At 71.3% G+C, this 16,812-nt stretch carries 16 protein-coding genes; 2 read left to right on the top strand and 14 right to left on the bottom strand.

The features are described 5' to 3' along the window. Window positions 1-19 precede the first annotated feature (19 nt). The 14 genes from OG252_RS38225 to OG252_RS38160 all read right to left on the bottom strand — a co-directional run bounded on the left by OG252_RS38225 (window position 20) and on the right by OG252_RS38160 (window position 14,615). On the bottom strand, window positions 20-1,570 hold the full coding sequence (locus OG252_RS38225; protein WP_329341940.1) for a glycoside hydrolase family 43 protein: 1,551 nt from the start codon (window positions 1,568-1,570) through the stop codon (window positions 20-22). Next, a complete protein-coding gene (locus tag OG252_RS38220) occupies window positions 1,567-2,412 on the bottom strand; it encodes a PmoA family protein (protein ID WP_266441683.1) in 846 nt (281 codons plus the stop codon). The genes OG252_RS38225 and OG252_RS38220 overlap by 4 nt, the downstream gene beginning before the upstream one ends. Next, window positions 2,412-3,731, bottom strand: a complete 1,320-nt coding sequence (locus OG252_RS38215; RefSeq protein WP_329341937.1) for a Gfo/Idh/MocA family protein — start codon at window positions 3,729-3,731, stop codon at window positions 2,412-2,414. The genes OG252_RS38220 and OG252_RS38215 overlap by 1 nt, the downstream gene beginning before the upstream one ends. Then, window positions 3,728-5,020, bottom strand: coding sequence for a pectate lyase family protein (locus OG252_RS38210; RefSeq protein ID WP_329341935.1), 1,293 nt, complete (start codon window positions 5,018-5,020; stop codon window positions 3,728-3,730). The genes OG252_RS38215 and OG252_RS38210 overlap by 4 nt, the downstream gene beginning before the upstream one ends. Beyond that, entirely contained in the window at window positions 5,017-5,913 is an 897-nt protein-coding gene (locus OG252_RS38205; protein ID WP_266441677.1) for a carbohydrate ABC transporter permease, read from the bottom strand. The genes OG252_RS38210 and OG252_RS38205 overlap by 4 nt, the downstream gene beginning before the upstream one ends. Continuing rightward, window positions 5,910-6,845, bottom strand: a complete 936-nt coding sequence (locus tag OG252_RS38200; RefSeq protein ID WP_266441675.1) for a carbohydrate ABC transporter permease — start codon at window positions 6,843-6,845, stop codon at window positions 5,910-5,912. Before OG252_RS38200 ends, OG252_RS38205 begins: the two co-directional genes overlap by 4 nt. Window positions 6,846-6,937: 92 nt before the next feature. Further along, window positions 6,938-8,674: an L-arabinonate dehydratase gene (araD, locus tag OG252_RS38195; protein WP_266441670.1), complete on the bottom strand. Its 1,737-nt coding sequence runs from the start codon at window positions 8,672-8,674 to the stop codon at window positions 6,938-6,940. A gap of 5 nt (window positions 8,675-8,679) precedes the next feature. Continuing rightward, a complete protein-coding gene (locus tag OG252_RS38190) occupies window positions 8,680-9,588 on the bottom strand; it encodes a dihydrodipicolinate synthase family protein (RefSeq protein WP_266441668.1) in 909 nt (302 codons plus the stop codon). Next, window positions 9,585-10,253 carry a GntR family transcriptional regulator gene (locus OG252_RS38185; protein WP_266441666.1) on the bottom strand — a complete coding sequence of 223 codons (669 nt, stop codon included), beginning with the start codon at window positions 10,251-10,253 and terminating at the stop codon, window positions 9,585-9,587. The genes OG252_RS38190 and OG252_RS38185 overlap by 4 nt, the downstream gene beginning before the upstream one ends. Before the next feature lie 163 nt (window positions 10,254-10,416). Next, entirely contained in the window at window positions 10,417-11,175 is a 759-nt protein-coding gene (locus OG252_RS38180; protein ID WP_329341930.1) for an MBL fold metallo-hydrolase, read from the bottom strand. A gap of 40 nt (window positions 11,176-11,215) precedes the next feature. Beyond that, on the bottom strand, window positions 11,216-11,800 hold the full coding sequence (locus OG252_RS38175) for a TIGR03086 family metal-binding protein (RefSeq protein ID WP_266441662.1): 585 nt from the start codon (window positions 11,798-11,800) through the stop codon (window positions 11,216-11,218). A 71-nt stretch (window positions 11,801-11,871) separates the two neighbouring features. Further along, on the bottom strand, window positions 11,872-12,441 hold the full coding sequence (locus OG252_RS52415; RefSeq protein ID WP_345567971.1) for a hypothetical protein: 570 nt from the start codon (window positions 12,439-12,441) through the stop codon (window positions 11,872-11,874). 34 nt (window positions 12,442-12,475) lie between these two features. Beyond that, a complete protein-coding gene (locus OG252_RS38165) occupies window positions 12,476-13,648 on the bottom strand; it encodes a hypothetical protein (protein ID WP_329341927.1) in 1,173 nt (390 codons plus the stop codon). Between the two features lie 25 nt (window positions 13,649-13,673). Continuing rightward, the gene (locus OG252_RS38160) at window positions 13,674-14,615 is read right to left on the bottom strand and encodes a 5-dehydro-4-deoxyglucarate dehydratase (RefSeq protein ID WP_329341925.1); all 942 of its coding nucleotides are present in this window, start codon (window positions 14,613-14,615) and stop codon (window positions 13,674-13,676) included. 256 nt (window positions 14,616-14,871) lie between these two features. Here OG252_RS38160 and OG252_RS38155 point away from each other — a divergent pair, with 256 nt between their 5' ends. Both OG252_RS38155 and OG252_RS38150 read left to right on the top strand, forming a co-directional pair. Next, entirely contained in the window at window positions 14,872-15,696 is an 825-nt protein-coding gene (locus OG252_RS38155; RefSeq protein ID WP_329341922.1) for an NAD-dependent epimerase/dehydratase family protein, read from the top strand. Between the two features lie 303 nt (window positions 15,697-15,999). Beyond that, window positions 16,000-16,770, top strand: a complete 771-nt coding sequence (locus OG252_RS38150) for a DeoR/GlpR family DNA-binding transcription regulator (RefSeq protein ID WP_266441651.1) — start codon at window positions 16,000-16,002, stop codon at window positions 16,768-16,770. The last annotated feature ends 42 nt before the right edge of the window (window positions 16,771-16,812 follow it).

Here is a 16,812-nt window from a genome sequence, read left to right as displayed (position 1 = left end):
GGTTCTCTACAGCGGGTGCTTACAGCGGGCTGATCCTGAACTGCGTGAAACTCGCCGCACCGGCCTGTCCCGGGCCGGCGGGTGCGAGGGCGAACAGGCCGAGCAGGGCGCCGACCCAGCGCCAGGGGGTGGCGGCGAAGACCTGGCCGGAGGGACGCGGGCCGTCCCCGACGTCGTAGAAGAAGCGGCAGCGTGCTCCCGTGCCGATCTCGATCCGCAGCCTGGCCCGGCCCTCAGGCGCGAGTCGCGGGTGGTCGGCGTCGCGTTCCTTCTCCGCGACGGCCTCGGCGAACCGGTGCACCAGGTGGACCGTCCCGTCGGCCCCCCGCTGCAGTCCGATCCAGCTGAAGGCGTCCCCGAGAACCGCGAGCCCGGCCCGCGCCCCCGGTTCCTCGCCGTGCAGGGTCAGTTCGACCTCGACGGCGGACGGGACGCCCGGCAGCCGCTGGGTGAGGACGCTCGGCACTTTGCGCAGGTCGTGCGCGTCGGCCGAGCGGACACAGGCGAGGCGGAGGCCGTCCCCGGAGTGCTGGGTGGCCCAGCCGTCCTGCGGGTTGGCCGTCCACTGCCACTGACGGCCGAAGCGTCCGCCGGGGAAGTCGTCGTCGGTGGCGGGCGCGGCCGCCTGCTGCGGCGGCAGGTCGGGCTTCCTGTATACGGCCACGGGGGCGCCGTCGTCCCCGAGCACCGGCCAGCCGTCCGCGGTCCAGCGCATCGGCTGGAGGTGGACGACCCGGCCGTAGGCACCGCGCTGCTGAAAGTGCAGGAACCAGTCCTCGCCGGACGGGGTGCGCACCCAGCCGCCCTGGTGGGGGCCGTTGACGTCGGTGTCCTTCTGCTCCAGGACGATCTTCTCCTCGTACGGCCCGAAGAAGCCGCGCGAGCGGAAGGCGCCCTGCCAGCCGGTCTCCACGCTCCCGGCGGGGGCGAAGATCCAGAACCAGCCGTCGTGCCGGTAGACCTTGGGGCCCTCGAGGGTGAACCAGCCGGGGATGCGGTCCCCGTCGACAATCACCTTGCCCTCGTCGAGAAGTGACGTGCCGTCAGGGTGCATGCGGTGGCCGGTGAGGCGGTTCTTGATGCCCGAGCGGGACTTGGCCCAGGCGTGCACCAGGTAGGCCTCGCCGGTCTCGTCGTCCCACAGGGGGCAGGCGTCGATGAGCCCCTTGCCCTCCTTGAGCAGGTGGGGGCGGGTCCAAGGGCCGCGTATCTCGGGGGCGTTGATCTGGAAGATGCCCTGGTCGGGATCGCCCCAGAAGATCCAGAAGCGGTCGTCGTGGTGCCTGAGCGACGGGGCCCAGACTCCGCAGTCGTGCCGCGGTGCCCTGAACTCGCCCGCCGGTTCCAGGCGTTCGAGGGCGTGGCCGACGAGCGTCCAGTTGACCAGGTCGCGGGAGTGCAGCAGCGGCAGGCCGGGGGCGCGGCCGAAGCTGGACGCCGTGAGGTAGAAGTCGTCGCCGACGCGGACGACGTCCGGGTCGGACCAGTCGGCGTTCAGGACGGGGTTCGTATACGTCTCTGCGGCCGGAACGGGGCTCGGGCTCGGGTTCGGGTTCGTCTCGGCGGTCACAGGCTCACCGCCTTGCGGATGAGGGCGGCGGCGCCGTCCCGGTCGAGGAGGCCGTCGGCGACCACGGTGACGATCCGGCGTACGACGGTGTCGCCCGGCTCGATCGGCAGCCGCTCGTCGTACGCCAGGGACGAGCCGACGCCCGGGTACTCGGCGGTGCGCACGAACCACGGGTCCCGGCGGGTCTCTTCGGTGGCGCCCGCGAAGACCAGGGTCCAGTCGGCGCCGGCCAGGGCGAGCCAGTCGGCACGGGTGCCGTGGATCTCGGCCTCGCCCTCGGCGCCGGCGGTGAAGACCCGCGGGGTCTCCTGTTCCTTGCGGGCCCGCCAGAAGAAGCCGCCGTAGGCCGCGCCGGGGCGCCCGTTGGTCGCCGGGCTGCCGATCGACAGCGGGGTGGGGGTGACGTTGGTGAGGGAGAAGGTGAAGTCCAACGCCCAGGCGGCGTCGGTGAGTTCGGTGGCGGCGACCGTACGGCGCTCGCGCAGCAGCTCACCGCCCGCGGCCACCCAGCGCAGTTCCTCCACGAGCCCGTCGGGGTCGCGCAGCTGGAACGCGGTGTGCCGCTGGGCGCCGTGATTGTCGAGCTCGGTCGGGCCCTGGTCGCGGACGTAGGTGCGGCCGCCCCAGAAGTTGAACCCCTCGACGTCGGGAACGGCGACACCGACGCCGAGGTGGTGTGTGTGGTCGGCGGGGCTGAGCTCGGTGACAGCCGTGCCGGCCAGGGTGGTGACGGGGTGCAGATACGGGCGCGGGGAGAACCGGGGTGGCAGCTCGGGCCGGGTGACGTACCGGCCGACCGGTCGGCCCGCGACACGCAGCACCGGCGAGTCGTTGGTCGTCATCAGGTACTCACCTCGTTTCCTGGCGCCCACGAGGCGCCCAGCTCTGAGTAGAGGGCGAGAGTGTCGGCGGCGGCCGCGACCAGGCCGTCGATGCCGGGGACGACCCTGCGCCGCTCGCCGGGGAGCAGCTGCCAGGCGCTGTCGGGCAGCGGGGCCGGGTCGGGCGCTTGCCGGATCGCCTCGACGACCTTCATGAAGGCGCCGGTGGCGTCCGGGGCGACCAGCAGGTCGACACCGTCGGTAAGGTGCTCGACGAGGTTCTCCAGCAGGTCGGTGCGGCCGTACTCGTACTCCTCGGGGCCGTGGTCGGCCCGCTGGAGCAGCACGCGGTCCTGCTTGTACCAGAAGGTGATCCGGCCGCTGCTGCCGTGCGCGACGACGTACGGCTCGTCGGGGTCCTCGGCGCACAGGGTCGCGGCGACGGTGACCGGGAAGCCCCGTGTGGTGGTGACGCGGACGCAGGAGGTGTCGTCGGACTCGATGTCGTTGGCGCGCAGCAGCTCGGTCTCGATCCCGGCGACGTCCTCGGCGCGCGGGGCACCGGCCAGCGCGAGGGAGGTGGCGACGGCGTGCGCCAGCGGGTTGGTCAGCGCCCCGTCGATCACGTCGACGCCGTTCAGCCGCCGCTTGCCGGCCCAGGGCGCCCGCCGGTAGTACGCCTCGGGGCGCGCCCAGGCGCCGGCCCCGCCGACGCCGACCAGGTCGCCGATGGCACCCTCGCCGATCAGCTCACGGATCGCGGGCACGGCGTGCGAGCCCAGCGACTGGAAGCCGATCTGGCAGACCACCCCGGCCTCGGCGACCCCGTCCGCCATGCGGCGGAACTCGGCGTACGAGGGGGCGGGCGGCTTCTCCAGCAGGAGGTGCACGCCCCTTCGCGCGGCCGTCAGCGCCAGGTCCGTGTGGGTCGGGATCGGCGTGCAGATCACCGCGATCCGGGCGCCGGTCGAGTCGAGGAGGGCGCCGAAGTCCGCGGACTGCTCGGGCGTGCCCAGGGCCTGTGTCGGAAGTGGCGTCGTCCGCCCGGAGGGCGGGCCGGGCGGCGTCTGGTGCGTGCTCTCGGCGTGCCCGGCGGAAGCCCTCGTACTGGTTGTACGTGGGCTTTCGCCCGGTGCGGCGAGAGTGCGTGCCGGGCGTCGGCCGGCAGGCGCCACTTCCGACACAGGCCCTAGGCCCTCGGGGAGTTCGTCCGCGGTCAGCGGGGTCAGCTCGCAGATACCGACGAGCCGGACGATCCCCTTGTCCTGGAGCCTGCGGATATTGTCCAGGTGCCAGCGGCCGTGGCCTCGCGCGCCCGCCAGGACGATGTCTACGGTCATGGGGTCCTCCCTGCGCCCGCGCCGCGTGCCACCTCTCGGTCGGCCGCCTCGGCGCTGTCGATCTTTGTGTGCAGGGTAGGTGTCCAGCCGACGTCGGCCGTGAGGTCACGCTCGCTGCCCGAGTTGTAGGCGTTGTGTATGGCGAGCAGGTCCACCGGATAGCCGTTGAAGAGGGTGCCGCTCTGGTGCAGGGCGGTGCCGTTCCAGCTCTTGACCAGGTCGGCGGCCTCGATGTGGCCGGGGGTGTGGAAGGCGTTGTTCTCGGCGTGGATCGCCGACTCGGTGGACACTCCGACGGAGTAGCGGTAGTCGTGGGCGTCGTCAGGGACGACGTACCGGTTGTTGTAGAGGTGCACCTGCCCGAAGCGGACGCGGGGTGCGCGCTGGACGACGGACTCGAACTCGTTGTGGTGCAGGGTCACCCGGAGTTTGCCGCGGTCGCCGGTGGCCGTGTCGCCGTTGCCGATGAGCATCGCCTTGTCGTGGTCGGCGAACCGGCTCCAGGAGACGGTGACCAGGTCGGAGCCGTTGGTGATGTCGAGCAGGCCGTCGTGGCGCAGGTAGTTGCGGGCGAAGTAGGTGGGTTCCTTCTCGTCCGGGTGGCCCTTGTCGGAGGCCGTGATGTGGTCGACCCAGACATGGGTGGCACCGCGCAGCCAGAGGGTGTCGTACGCCGTCTTCCAGTCGCCGAGGCCGCCGGTGTTGGGCTGCCAGACGGGGAAGCAGTCGTAGGCGTCGCGGAGTTCGAGGTTGCGGATGATCACGTTGTCCGCGTCGCTGACCTGGAGGCTGCCGCCCTTGAGGACGGCCTTGGAGCCGAGGCCGACGATCGTGGTGTTGGAGCCGACGGGCAGGACGACCCGCTCGGCCTGCCTGGCCGCCGACGCCTGGCGGGCCTCTTCCTGCGGGCCGCTGGGCTTGGCCGCACCCCACGTACGGGGATCGTAGGCGGCCAGGTACTTCCTGAGGCTGTAGCCGTCGGTTGTGTAGTCGGCGCAGTCCAGGCGGTCGCCGTCGTCGTCGGTGTTGGCGTCGATGGTCCCGGCGATCTTGATGATCTTCGGGGTGTCGCTGCCGCCGTCCAGGGCGCGGACCAGTCCGGCGCGGTCGGTGACCGTGTACACATGGGCGTCGTCGGCCGCCGCGCCCCCGGTGGTGCCGCCGGCGGCGGCCGCCCAGCCGTCGTTCGGGGGCAGGGTCTCGCGGCTGATGTCACGGGCCTCGGCGTGGGCGGGGACACAGAGCATCCCCAACAGGCCCAGGGCGACGACGAGGTGACGCTTCCTCATCCCTTCACCGCCCCCGCGCTGAAGCCCGTGATCAGCCACTTCTGGATGAAGGCGAACACGATCACGACGGGGACGGCCGCGATGATGCCGCCCGCGGCGAGCGCGCCGAGGTCGACGCTGTCCGCGCTCATCAGGGTGTTGAGGCCGACCGGGATGGTCTGCTTGCTCTGGTTGTTGAGGAACATCAGGGCGAACAGGAAGTGGTTCCAGGAGTGCACGAAGGCGAAGGAGCCGACGGCGATCAGACCGGGCCGCAGCAGCGGCAGGACGACGATCCGGAACGCGGTGAACCGGTTGCAGCCGTCGACCCAGGCCGCCTCCTCCAGCGAGTACGGCACGTTCTTGATGAAGTTGCTGATCAGGATCATCGACAGCGGCAGCTGGAACACGGTCTCCGCGATGATGACGCTGCCCAGCGAGTTGATCATCTGGAGCTCGGCGAAGATCTCGAACAGCGGCACCAGGAGCAGCGCGCCCGGCACGAACTGGGAGCACAGCAGGGCCAGCATGAAGGCCTGCTTGATCTTGAAGTTGAAGCGGGCGAGCGCGTAGCCGCCGGCCAGCGCGACGAGGGTCGTCATCACCAGGGTGGCGAGACCGACGAGTAGGCTGTTCTGGAAGTAGGTGGCGAAGGCGCGCTCCGTCCACACCTTCTCGAAGTGGTCGAAGGTGATCGGCCAGGGCACGAGCGAGGTCGAGCCGGCCGGGCGCAGCGCGAACAGCAGGATCCAGTAGAAGGGGATGAGCGTGAAGACGAGGTAGATCGACAGCGGCAGGTAGATCTGCCAGCGGGGTGCCTCGTCCCAGGCGGGACGCTTCTTGACCGGGCGCTGCGGTTCGGGAACCGTGCGCCGGGGGGCCGGTGCGACCGCGGTGGCCTCCTTGGTGCTCACTTGTCCCCACCTCCGAACTTGCTCAGGCGCAGATAGACCATCGAGCAGAAGAGCAGGATGACGAACGCGACCGTGGTCAGGGCGGACGCGTAGCCGAAGTTGTGTGCGTCGACGCTGGTGTTGGCGATGTAGAGCGGGAGTGTCGTCGTCTCGCCGGCCGGTCCGCCGCCCGTGAGGGTGTAGAGGAGGTCGACGTTGTTGAACTCCCACACCGCGCGCAGCAGCGTGGACAGGATGATCGCGTCCTTCAGGTGCGGCAGCGTGATGTGCCAGAACTGCTGGATGCGGCTCGCCCCGTCGACCTCGGCGGCCTCGTACAGGTCCTTCGAGACGGACTGCAGGTCGGCGAGGATGAGGATCGCGAAGAAGGGGACACCGCGCCACAGGTCGGCGACGATCGCCGCCGGGAACACGGTCGAGGTGTCCGACAGCCAGCTGGTGCCGTAGCTGCCGATGCCCATGTCCGCGAGGTAACGGGTGATGCCCGTCTGGGAGTTGTAGAGCAACACCCAGATCGCGGAGGTGAGCACGCCGGAGACGGCCCAGGGGGAGAAGACCATGGCACGGCCCAGGCCCCGGCCCACGAAGGTCTGGTTGACGATCAGTGCCAGCGCCAGACCGAACAGCAGCTGGAGCCCGACCTCGACGACGACCCACTTGGCGCTGAAGACCAGCGTGTCCCAGAAGATCGGGTCCTCGGTGAAGGCGTGGACGAAGTTGTCGAAGCCCGCGTAGCCGTTCCGCCACGGCTTGGTGGGGTTGTAGTTCTGCAGGCTGTAGTAGAAGACGCTGATGACCGGGTAGGCGATGAAGCCCAGCATGAGCAGGGCCGCCGGCGCGATCAGCAGGTAAGGGAGCCTGCGCGGCGTGGCGGAGGCACGGCGTCGCCGGGGTGGCGCGGGCGGTTTCGCCACGGCTGCGGCTTGGGCCACGACTGTTCTCCGTTTCTGGTACGTCGTGCGTTCTGGTGCGGGTGAAGCGCTTTCTGCATGTGCATGGGTGTGCGAGGGGGTACTGCTGTGGTTCAGCCCGCGTACGGGTCCTGCACCTTGCCGGGGCGGGCCAGGAACTCGAAGTCGCAGCCCGTGTCGGCCTGGGTGATCTGTTCGTTGTAGAGCGCGCCGTAGCCACGCTCGTACCGCACCGGCGGCGGCGTCCACTCGGCCCGCCTGCGCTCCAACTCCTCGTCGTCCACGTTGAGTTGAAGAGCACGGGCCTCGACGTCGAGGGTGATGCTGTCGCCGGTCCGTACCAGGGCCAGCGGTCCGCCGATGTACGACTCGGGTGCCACGTGCAGCACACAGGCGCCGTAACTCGTGCCGCTCATCCGGGCGTCGGAGATCCGGACCATGTCCCGCACGCCCTGCTTGAGCAGGTGGTCGGGGATGGGCAGCATGCCGTACTCGGGCATGCCCGGTCCGCCCTTGGGCCCGGCGTTGCGCAGCACCAGTACGCTGTCGGCGGTGATGTTCAGCGCCGGGTCGTTGATGGTGCGCTGCATCGTCCGGTAGTCGTCGAAGACGACGGCGGTACCGGTGTGCTTGAGCAGGTGCGGCTCGGCCGAGATGTGCTTGATGACCGCGCCGTCCGGGCAGAGGTTGCCGCGCAGGACGGCCACCCCGCCCTCGTTCGCGACCGGGTTGTCCCGGGGCCGGATGACGTCGTCGTTGTGCACCTGCGCGCCGGTGATCTGCTCGCGCATGGTGTCGTACGAGACGGTGGGCCGCTCCAGGTGGAGCAGGTCCGGGATCCGGGAGAGGAAGGCGGGCAGACCCCCGGCGAAGTGGAAGTCCTCCATCAGGTACGTCTGTCCGCCGGGCCGTACGTTGGCGAGCACCGGGACCGTGCGGGCGATGCGGTCGAAGTCGTCGAGGGTGAGCTTGACGCCCGCCCGGCCCGCCATGGCGATCAGGTGGATCACGGCGTTGGTGGAGCCGCCGAGGCCGAGGACGGTGGTGACGGCGTCCTCGAAGGCGTCGCGGGTGAGGATCTCGCTCAGTTTCCGGTCCTTGTGGACCAGCTCGACGATGGTCATGCCGGCTTTGGCCGCCATCCGGTCGTGACCCGAGTCGACGGCCGGGATGCTGGAGGCGCCCGGGACCGTGACACCGAGGGCCTCGGCGGCGGCGGTCAGCGTGGACGCCGTACCCATCGTCATGCAGTGCCCGGGCGAGCGGGCGAGCCCGGACTCCAGCTCGGTCATCTCGCAGTCGCCGATGAGGCCGGCCCGCTTGTCGTCCCAGTACTTCCACATGTCGGTGCCGGAACCGAGGATCTCGTTGCGCCAGTGGCCCGGCAGCATCGGCCCGGCCGGCACGAAGACCGCGGGCAGGTCGGCGGTCGCGGCGCCCATCAGCAGGGCGGGCGTGGACTTGTCGCAGCCGCCCATCAGTACGGCCCCGTCGACCGGGTAGGACCGCAGCAGTTCCTCGGTCTCCATCGCGAGCATGTTGCGGTAGAGCATCGGGGTCGGCTTCTGGAAGGTCTCCGAGAGGGTGGAGACCGGGAACTCGAGCGGGAAGCCACCGGCCTGCCACACCCCCCGCTTCACCGCCTGCGCGCGGTCGCGCAGATGGACGTGGCACGGGTTGATGTCGGACCAGGTGTTGAGGATCGCGATGACCGGCTTGCCCAGGTGCTCCTCGGGCAGGTAGCCGAGCTGGCGGGTGCGGGCGCGGTGGCTGAAGGAGCGCAGACCGTCCGTGCCGTACCACTGGTGGCTTCTGAGGTCTTCGGGGCGCCTTCTGATCGGCTCGTTCATCGCGTTCACATGGACCACCCCGCGGCTATGGCGGCGACTTCCGCCCGCTCGTCCTCGGGCAGCTGCCGGCTCGGCGGCCGGACGTCGCGGCGGCACAGGCCGAGGGAGGCGAGGGCCTCCTTGACGACGGTGACGTTGTTGGCGGAGCCGTTGGCGGCGCGGAGCTCCTCGAAGCGGCGGATCTGCTCCCAGACCTTCATGGCGGCCGGGAAGTCACCGGATCGAAGCGCTTCGATCATGTTCAGCGAAACGGCCGGGGCGACGTTCACGAGCCCCGAGGTGAAGCCGGTGGCGCCCGCGGAGAAGTACGAGGGGGCGTACGGCTCGGCGAGACCGGCGACCCATACGAAGCGGTCGAGCCCCGCGTCGCGGGCGAACGCGGCGAACCTGGCCGCGTCCGGGACGGCGTACTTCACGCCGATCACGTTCGGGCAGGCGTCGGCGAGTTCGGCGAGCCTGAAGCCGTGCAGCTGGGCGTTGCGGATGTACGGGACGACACCCAGCTCGGGCACCGCCTCGGCGATCGCACGGTGGTAGTCGACCCAGCCGCTCTGCGAGACGTACGGGTGGACGGGCTGGTGGACCATCACCATCTGGGCGCCCTGCTCACGGGCGTGCCGGGCGGAGGCGACGGCGGTCGGCACGTCGTGCCCGACCCCGACGAGGATCACGGCACGGTCGCCGGTCTCGTCGATGGTCCACTCGGTGACGAGCTGCCGCTCCCGGGGCGTGAGGGCGTAGAACTCCCCGGTGTTGCCGTTGGGGGTGAGGGTCCTGACCCCTCCGTCGAGGAGACGACGCAGCAGGGCCCGGTGGGTGGCCTGGTCGATGGTGCCGTCCTCGGCGAACGGCGTCACCGGGATCGCCACCACGTCGGCCAGGGCCGTCCGCTGGGTCTCGAACGTCGTTGTCATGCCTGACCGTCCTCTCCCTGGGCTCCGGACTCCGCCTGCGGGAAGGCCCGTTGCACGAACGACCCGATGTGCGCGTGCAGGGCGCGGGCCGCGCCGTCGGCGTCACCGGCGAGGGCGAGCCGCAGGATCTCGCGGTGCTCGCCGGCCTCCCGGTCCCAGGACGGCGAGGCCGCCCAGGCGACCGCGGAGACCAGGGCCGCCTGGTCGCGGACCTCGTCGAGCATCCGGCCGAGCAGCGGGTTGCCGCAGGGCAGGTACAGGGCGCGGTGGAACTCACGGTTGGCGAGCGACCGTTCGGCGGTGTCCGTGGCCCCGTCGGCACGGGTCAGCGCGTCCCGCGCGGCGTCGAGGGACGCCCCGCGCTGCACGGCACGCTTCAGCGCCTCGGGCTCCAGGAGCAGTCGGACGTCGTACACCTCGCGCGCCATGTCCGCGTCCACCATGCGCACCGTGACGCCCTTGTACTGGTTCATCACGACGAGCCCGGTGCCGGCCAGGGTCTTGAGCGCCTCGCGCACCGGGGTCTTGGACACCCCGAACTGTGCGGCGAGCTCGGTCTCGACCAGAGCCTGCCCCGGGGTCAACTGCCCGGTGAGGATGCGGTGTTTGATCCCTTCCAGCACGTACTGCGTGCGGGAGGGGATCGGCGTGGGCACAGAGGTCATGCGCGCCTCTCGGATCTCGCGTCTCGGCGAATCGCGTATCGGATCTCACGTATCGCGTCTCATATATGACGTACGAAGTACGACGCGGTTGAAGGTAGGAGGGGGCCTGTGTTTCGTCAATGCTTCTGACAAAGGAAGTTGAGGTTGCGGTAAAGACCGCGGGTCAGACGGTCCGGGTCTCGCCGACGCGGGCGGCGGCGGTCGGCCCGCCGAAGACGGAGGCGGCACGCGCGGTCGCCGCCTCGGTGGTGAGCGTGGGCCCGACATGCGTGACGAGCAGCTGCCGTACGCCGGCCGCACGGGCCGTGGCGCCGGCGTCCTCGGGTGTCAGATGAACCTGTTCGCCTTCGCGATGCGCGTCGATGTCTGCCTCGCAGAGGAAGAGGTCGGCGTCGAGGGCGAGTTCGGTGAGCGCGGCGCAGGGTCCGCTGTCACCGGAGTACGCGAGTGCGCGTCCGCCGGTCTCGACGCGCAGCCCGTAGGCCTCGACGTCGTGCTGGACCGTGTGCGCGGTGATGAGCAGTTCGCCGTGCCGGGCGGTGTGGCCGTCGTACAAGGTCCGGAAGTCGAAGACGCCGCTCAGGAACCCGGCGTCCGGCCGCCCGAAGAAGCCGGCGAGCCGCTGTGCGCAGCCGGCCGGGGCGTAGACGGGGATGGGGGCGGCCGGGGTGAGTCCGCCGTAGGCGAGCCCGTAGACGGCGGAGAGCAGGTCGGCGTTGTGATCGGCGTGCAGATGCGAGATCCAGATCGCGCTGAGCCCCGCCGGATCGGTGTGCCGCTGCAACTCCGCGAAGCTTCCCGGCCCGGCGTCCACCCACACCTCGGCACCGCCACCGCGCACCAGATAGCCGGAGCAGGGCCGGTCCGGCCGCGGGTGCGGGGAGGCGGTGCCGAGGACGGTGAGGGTGAGAGGGCCGGGCATGGGGGGAGCGTACGTGCCCGGTGGGCGCCCGCCCCGGGATTTACGGCGTCCAGCCCGGGTCCCGCCCGCTCAGCCCCACAGCCCGGTCGAGCAGCGGGGCGTCGGCCGGGACGGGGACGACGGGGCCGAAGATGCTGTCGCGGGTCGGGTCGCCGACCGATGCGAGGAGGAAGTCGTGCACGGCCTGCAGTGCGGCGGGGTCGGCCTCGTACGGCTGGCCGGTCGCCCGGGCCAGGTCCCAGCCGTGGATCATGATCTCGTCGACCGCGACGAGGCCGGCGACGGGACCGGGCAGGTCCACGCCGCCCGCGCGGGTCATGCCGGTCCAGGCGGCCGGGTCGCGCCACGCGTCGCCGAGTTCCTCGAGCACCTTGGGCAGCTCCTGGCGCCAGCCCGGCCCGATGTCGGGCAGCGCGGAGGTGGGGCTGGTGTCCGTCGTGGCACCCAGATCCTTGCGCCCGGCGTCACGGAAGGCGACGGCCAGGCCGGCCAGGTGCCCCAGCAGGTTGCGCACCGCGTAGTCCGGGCAGGGCGTCGGGCCCGAGAGCTGCTCGTCGGTCACGCCCTCCGCCAGGCGCGCCACGGTCCGGGCCTGGGGTCCGAGGTCGAGGGTGGTGTCGGTCATCGCTGCTCCTCACACAGGTCGTCTTGAGAGGTAGACCGACGCCGGACCCGGAACTCATCGGCCCGCCCGGATCAGGCGCGCCGGCCCTCCAGGGCGTGGCCGACCACGTCGGCCCCGCCCTGCGCAGGAGATCGCGCGCCGACCGGAAGGTGGACCCGGAACGCCCCAGCCGCCGAGGCCGCCGGATCCGCGCCCGCGCCCCCTGCCTGAGCGGGCGACCGGCGTGCGCGGACCGCCGAGGGCGCCCGCCACCTGTGGGCCCACCCGCGGCTGCGCCCCTCGTCCTGGCCGGCGGCGCGACCATGCGCGGCGCCGGTGTCAGCGGGTCGCTGCGCTACGCCGGCGTCGGCAGCCTCGGGCACTCCCCCGCGTACGCCGGTGTCGCTGCCGCCGTCCAGGGCTCCGGTTCCATAGCGATCGGGCTGGTCTCCGGCCCCGCCCTGCGCCGCCGCGGCAAGCACCGTTTCGCGGCGGGCGGTGTGGGCCTGCCCCGTGTGCTGATCGCCGCGTTCACCGCCGTACAGCGCGAGACCCCCCACGCGCTGCTGGGCTGTACGGCCGCCACGGCCGGCAGCCTCGTCTCCGCACCGAACGTCCTCGGGCCGGCCGCCGGGGCGGCGCTGGTCGAACCGGCCGATCATTGCCCGCTGTTGGTCGCCCTGGGTCTCGCGCTGCTCACCTGTCTCCGAGCCCGGCGAACTCCGACCGCACCGTCTCCAGGTCCCCGTCCGACGCCAACCCGGCGTGATACAGCCGCACTTCCGTGGCCCCCAGTTCCCGGGCCCGCGCCGCGTCCGCCGCGAGCGTGCCCGGGCTGCCGCCCATGCCGGAGACCACACCGAAGTTGGCCGCGACCACGGTGTCGTCCCGCCGATGCTCCGCGAAGGGCGTCAGGAGACCCGGTCCGCCCGCGCACGGCACGACCACCCCGTCCGCGACGGACAGGATGTGCGCGGGGTCGACGCCGGGGTTGGCGCCGACGTGGTAGGTCACGGGGTCGGCGTGCAGCAGGACCTGGAAGCCCTCGGGCGCGGCGGCGCGGACCGCGGTGACGGCCGTCTCCTGGAGCGTGCGGGCGGTGTCGTCGCGCCACGCGCGCGTGGCGGCCGCCGTCTCCTCCCCGAGGAGTTTCTCGACCCCCGCCCAGCCTCCGTCGTCGGGCGCCCCCTGCCACACCGGCTCCAGCGCCGTGCGTACGGCGGCCGCCAACTCGTCGGCGTCCAGGCCCTGTCGGCCGTAGCCCTCCTGGCAGGCCGGGCAGAAGCAGAGGGCCATCAGGTACTGTCCGGCGTCCCCGAGGCCGACGCCGCCGGTCTTGTCGTGGGCGTGCAGGTGCTGGAGGCCGTACCAGCCGAGGGACTCCAGTTCGGTGCCGCGCGCCCCGGGCCGTACGGCGGCCTCGGCGGCCAGGTCGACGAGGTACGCGCGCGTGGCGGGCTGTGCGATGCAGGGGGCCCACGGGTAGCGGTCGCCGTAGGCGTTGACGACCGAGGTGTCCGGGTGGTCGGCGCCCAGACGGGAGTTGTGCGCGAGGACGACCCAGGTGTGCACCTCGAGCCCGGCGGCCGCGAGCGCGGCGGCGGCCTCGCCGAAGGCGTCGCCGGGGGCCCAGTCACCGGCGGCGTACGGGCGCAGGGTCCGCCCCTCCCAGCGGTCGTCCGTCGGGTACAGCACCGCCGCGTGCTCGGCGGTGACGATGCGGTGGCGCGGGTGGCGGGGGGTGAGGGCGCGGGTGGAGTGGTAGGCGGCGGCGAGGGTCGCCTGCCGTACGCCGAGGGCGGCGATGCGCTCGGCGGCCTCGGGGTCCCCGTTGACATCCCAGGGGTAGACGAACGTAGACGCCTTCACTTGTCCTCCGCCGTGTTCTTAGCGATCACTGGTTCTCGTCGAGCAGTGCGTACCCACGCTCGATCACCTGAGCGAGCTGCTTGACATGATCCTCGCTCGGCTCGTGCAGCGGCGGCCGCACCTCCCCCACGTCGAGCCCGCGCATCCTCACCCCGGCCTTGACGAGGGCGACGGCGTAGCCGCGGCCCTGGGCGCGCAGTTCGACGAAGGGACGGTAGAAGCCGTCGAGGAGGCGGTTGGCGGTGGCGTCGTCGCCGGTCTTGTGGGCCTCGTAGAAGGCGAGGGCGATCTCCGGCGCGAAGCAGAAGACGGCGGAGGAGTAGAGGGTGATGCCGAGGCCGCGGTAGGCGAGCTGGGTCTGCTCGGCCGTCGGCAGGCCGTTGAAGTAGAGGAAGTCGCCGGGGACCTCGGTGCGTACGGCGCTCACGATCCGCTGCATCAGGTCCAGGTCGCCGAGGCCGTCCTTGAAGCCGATGATCCCGTCCGTGCGGGCCAGCCCGACGACGCTCTCCGGGGTGAACACGGCGTTGTCGCGCTGGTAGACGATCACCGGCAGCCCGGTCGCCGCGGCCACCTCCCGGTAGTGCCGCAGCAGGCCTTCCTGTCCGGCGACCACGAGGTACGGCGGCATGGCGAGCAGCCCGTCCGCCCCGGCGGCCTCGGCCAGGCGCGCGTACCGCACGGCGAGCGCGGTGCCGTATCCGGCGCCCGCGACCACCGGCACCCGGCCCGCCGTCTCCTCCACGGCCGCCCGCACGCACGCCTCGAACTCCTCGGGCGCGAGCGCGTGGAACTCCCCGGTGCCGCAGCAGGCGAAGACGGCGGCGGCGCCGGCCTCCACCCCGCGGCGCACATGCGCGCGGAAGACGTCGAGGTCGACGGAGCCGTCGGGGCCGTAGGCGGTGACGGGGAAGAACAGGGGCCCGCCGGGGATGCCGAGTCGAGCGGCGAGGGGGGCTGACGTCACGGGCTCTCCCTAGAACAGGCGCTCACGCTTATGATTCGCATCCATATTTATGAACGCCTCCACCCTAAGGAGCCCCTTCAGGGCCGGTCAAGCGCGCAAACCGCCATCCCAGAAGCGAATTTCCCAGGTCCGCGCGATACTTGACGGGATGCGCCGGGGCTCCTTAGCGTGTCCACGCATGTGAATGCAGTCCACACATACGTCCACCTGTCACACGTCCACCTGTCACAGGCGGCGGACCCAAGGAGACCCGAGGATGCCCGCTCCCCGCATCGTTCTGCTCACCGGCGCGGCCGGCGGGCTCGGCTCCCTGATGCAGAACCTGCTCCCGGCCTTCGGCTACGAACTGCGCCTGCTCGACCTGCGTCCCATCGACGGCGAGCCGGACGCGATCGTCGCGGACCTCGCCGACAAGGACGCCGTGCGTGAGGCCGTGCGGGGGGTCGACGCGATCATCCACCTCGCGGGCATCTCCCTGGAAGCTCCCTTCGAGAAGATCCTCAGCGCGAACATCGTGGGCACGTACAACCTGTACGAGGCCGCCCGCGAGGAGGGCATCGAGCGAATCGTCTTCGCCTCCTCCAACCACGCGGTCGGCTTCACCCCGCGCCCCCAGGGCGACACGCCTCTTGACCCGGACGCCCTGATCCCCATCGACACCCCGCGCCGCCCTGACACCTTCTACGGCCTGTCGAAGTCCTTCGGCGAGGACCTCGCGCAGTTCTACTGGGACAAGCACGGCATGGAGACGGTCTCCGTCCGCATCGGCTCGTGCTTCCCCGAGCCGACCAGCGTGCGCATGCTCTCGATGTGGATGAGCCCCGCCGACGGCGCCCGACTCTTCCACGCGGCCCTGACCGCCGAGAACGTGGGCCACACCGTCGTCTACGGCTCCTCCGCCAACACCCGCCTGTGGTGGGACCTGACCACCGCGCGGTCCCTCGGCTACGAACCGCAGGACGACTCCGAGCCGTACGCCGAGAAGCTGATCGCCGAACAGGGCGAGCTGGACCCGGAGAACGTGGCGCACGCCTACCTCGGCGGCCACTTCGTGAGCGACCCGCCGATCTGGCCGTACTAGTAGATCTGGCCGTACTCGTATAGATCTGGCCGTACTCGTACTTGAAAACAGCGGATGACGGCGGGCGGGCACCGAACGGGCCCGCCCGCCGACGTGTTCGGGCAGCCGCGCTGCCCGATCCCACGCGCCGGGACACAGCCGTGCAGGTCCGGGACGGGCAGGACCCGCGGTAAACGGGCACACCCGGGCAGTATCGAGCCCGCAACAGACCTGGTCAGTGCCGCACGGTCGCTGTAGAACTTCCCCCATGGGCCTCACCGGGCCCGAACGGGCAACGCGGCAGCACGGAGGCAGGTGTCGGCCATGCACATCAGGACGGCAGAAGAGCGTCAGCGGGAGATCGTCCGGGCCGCGCGCGCCACCGGTCAGGTCGACGTCACCGCGCTCGCCGCCGAACTGGGCGTGGCCAAGGAGACCGTACGACGGGATCTGCGCGCCCTGGAGGACCACGGTCTGGTCCGCCGTACCCACGGCGGCGCCTATCCCGTGGAGAGCGCCGGGTTTGAGACGACGCTCGCGTTCCGTGCCACCAGCCATGTTCCCGAGAAGCGCCGGATCGCGGCCGCCGCGGCCGAGCTGCTCGGGGACGCCGAAACGGTCTTCGTCGACGAGGGCTTCACCCCGCAGCTCATCGCCGAGGCACTGCCCAGGGACCGGCCGCTGACCGTGGTCACCGCGTCCCTTCCGGTCGCGGGCGCGCTGGCCGAGGCGGACGGCATCTCGGTACTGCTGCTGGGCGGGCGGGTCCGCTCCGGCACCCTCGCCACCGTCGACCACTGGACGACGAAGATGCTGGCCGGCTTCGTCGTCGACCTCGCCTACATCGGCGCCAACGGCATCTCCCGTGAACACGGTCTGACCACCCCCGACCCCGCGGTCAGCGAGGTCAAGGCACAGGCGATCCGGGCCGCGCGCCGCACGGTGTTCGCCGGCGTGCACACCAAGTTCGGCGCGGTCAGCTTCTGCCGGTTCGCCGAGATCGGCGTACTGGAGACGATCGTGACCAGCACCCTTCTCCCTACGGCCGAGGCTCACCGCTACTCACTGCTGGGGCCCCAGGTCATCCGCGTCTGAAAACAGCGTGTGAAAACAACTCCCTCCCCTTTCAGGGCACTT

Source organism: Streptomyces sp. NBC_01352, from assembly GCF_036237295.1.
Lineage (GTDB): Bacteria > Actinomycetota > Actinomycetes > Streptomycetales > Streptomycetaceae > Streptomyces > Streptomyces plumbiresistens.
This window is presented reverse-complemented; position numbering and strand designations above follow the sequence as displayed.

Bases quoted from the DNA above. Each gene is read 5' to 3' on its own strand.
- araD (WP_266441670.1), bottom strand. From the start codon at position 8,674: ATGAACGAGCCGATCAGAAGGCGCCCCGAAGACCTCAGAAGCCACCAG.
- OG252_RS38155 (WP_329341922.1), top strand. From the start codon at position 14,872: ATGCCCGCTCCCCGCATCGTTCTGCTCACCGGCGCGGCCGGCGGGCTC.
- OG252_RS38210 (WP_329341935.1), bottom strand. From the start codon at position 5,020: ATGAGGAAGCGTCACCTCGTCGTCGCCCTGGGCCTGTTGGGGATGCTC.
- OG252_RS38185 (WP_266441666.1), bottom strand. From the start codon at position 10,253: ATGACCTCTGTGCCCACGCCGATCCCCTCCCGCACGCAGTACGTGCTG.
- OG252_RS38215 (WP_329341937.1), bottom strand. From the start codon at position 3,731: ATGACCGTAGACATCGTCCTGGCGGGCGCGCGAGGCCACGGCCGCTGG.
- OG252_RS38190 (WP_266441668.1), bottom strand. From the start codon at position 9,588: ATGACAACGACGTTCGAGACCCAGCGGACGGCCCTGGCCGACGTGGTG.
- OG252_RS38180 (WP_329341930.1), bottom strand. From the start codon at position 11,175: ATGCCCGGCCCTCTCACCCTCACCGTCCTCGGCACCGCCTCCCCGCAC.
- OG252_RS38175 (WP_266441662.1), bottom strand. From the start codon at position 11,800: ATGACCGACACCACCCTCGACCTCGGACCCCAGGCCCGGACCGTGGCG.
- OG252_RS52415 (WP_345567971.1), bottom strand. From the start codon at position 12,441: ATGATCGGCCGGTTCGACCAGCGCCGCCCCGGCGGCCGGCCCGAGGAC.
- OG252_RS38150 (WP_266441651.1), top strand. From the start codon at position 16,000: ATGCACATCAGGACGGCAGAAGAGCGTCAGCGGGAGATCGTCCGGGCC.
- OG252_RS38220 (WP_266441683.1), bottom strand. From the start codon at position 2,412: ATGACGACCAACGACTCGCCGGTGCTGCGTGTCGCGGGCCGACCGGTC.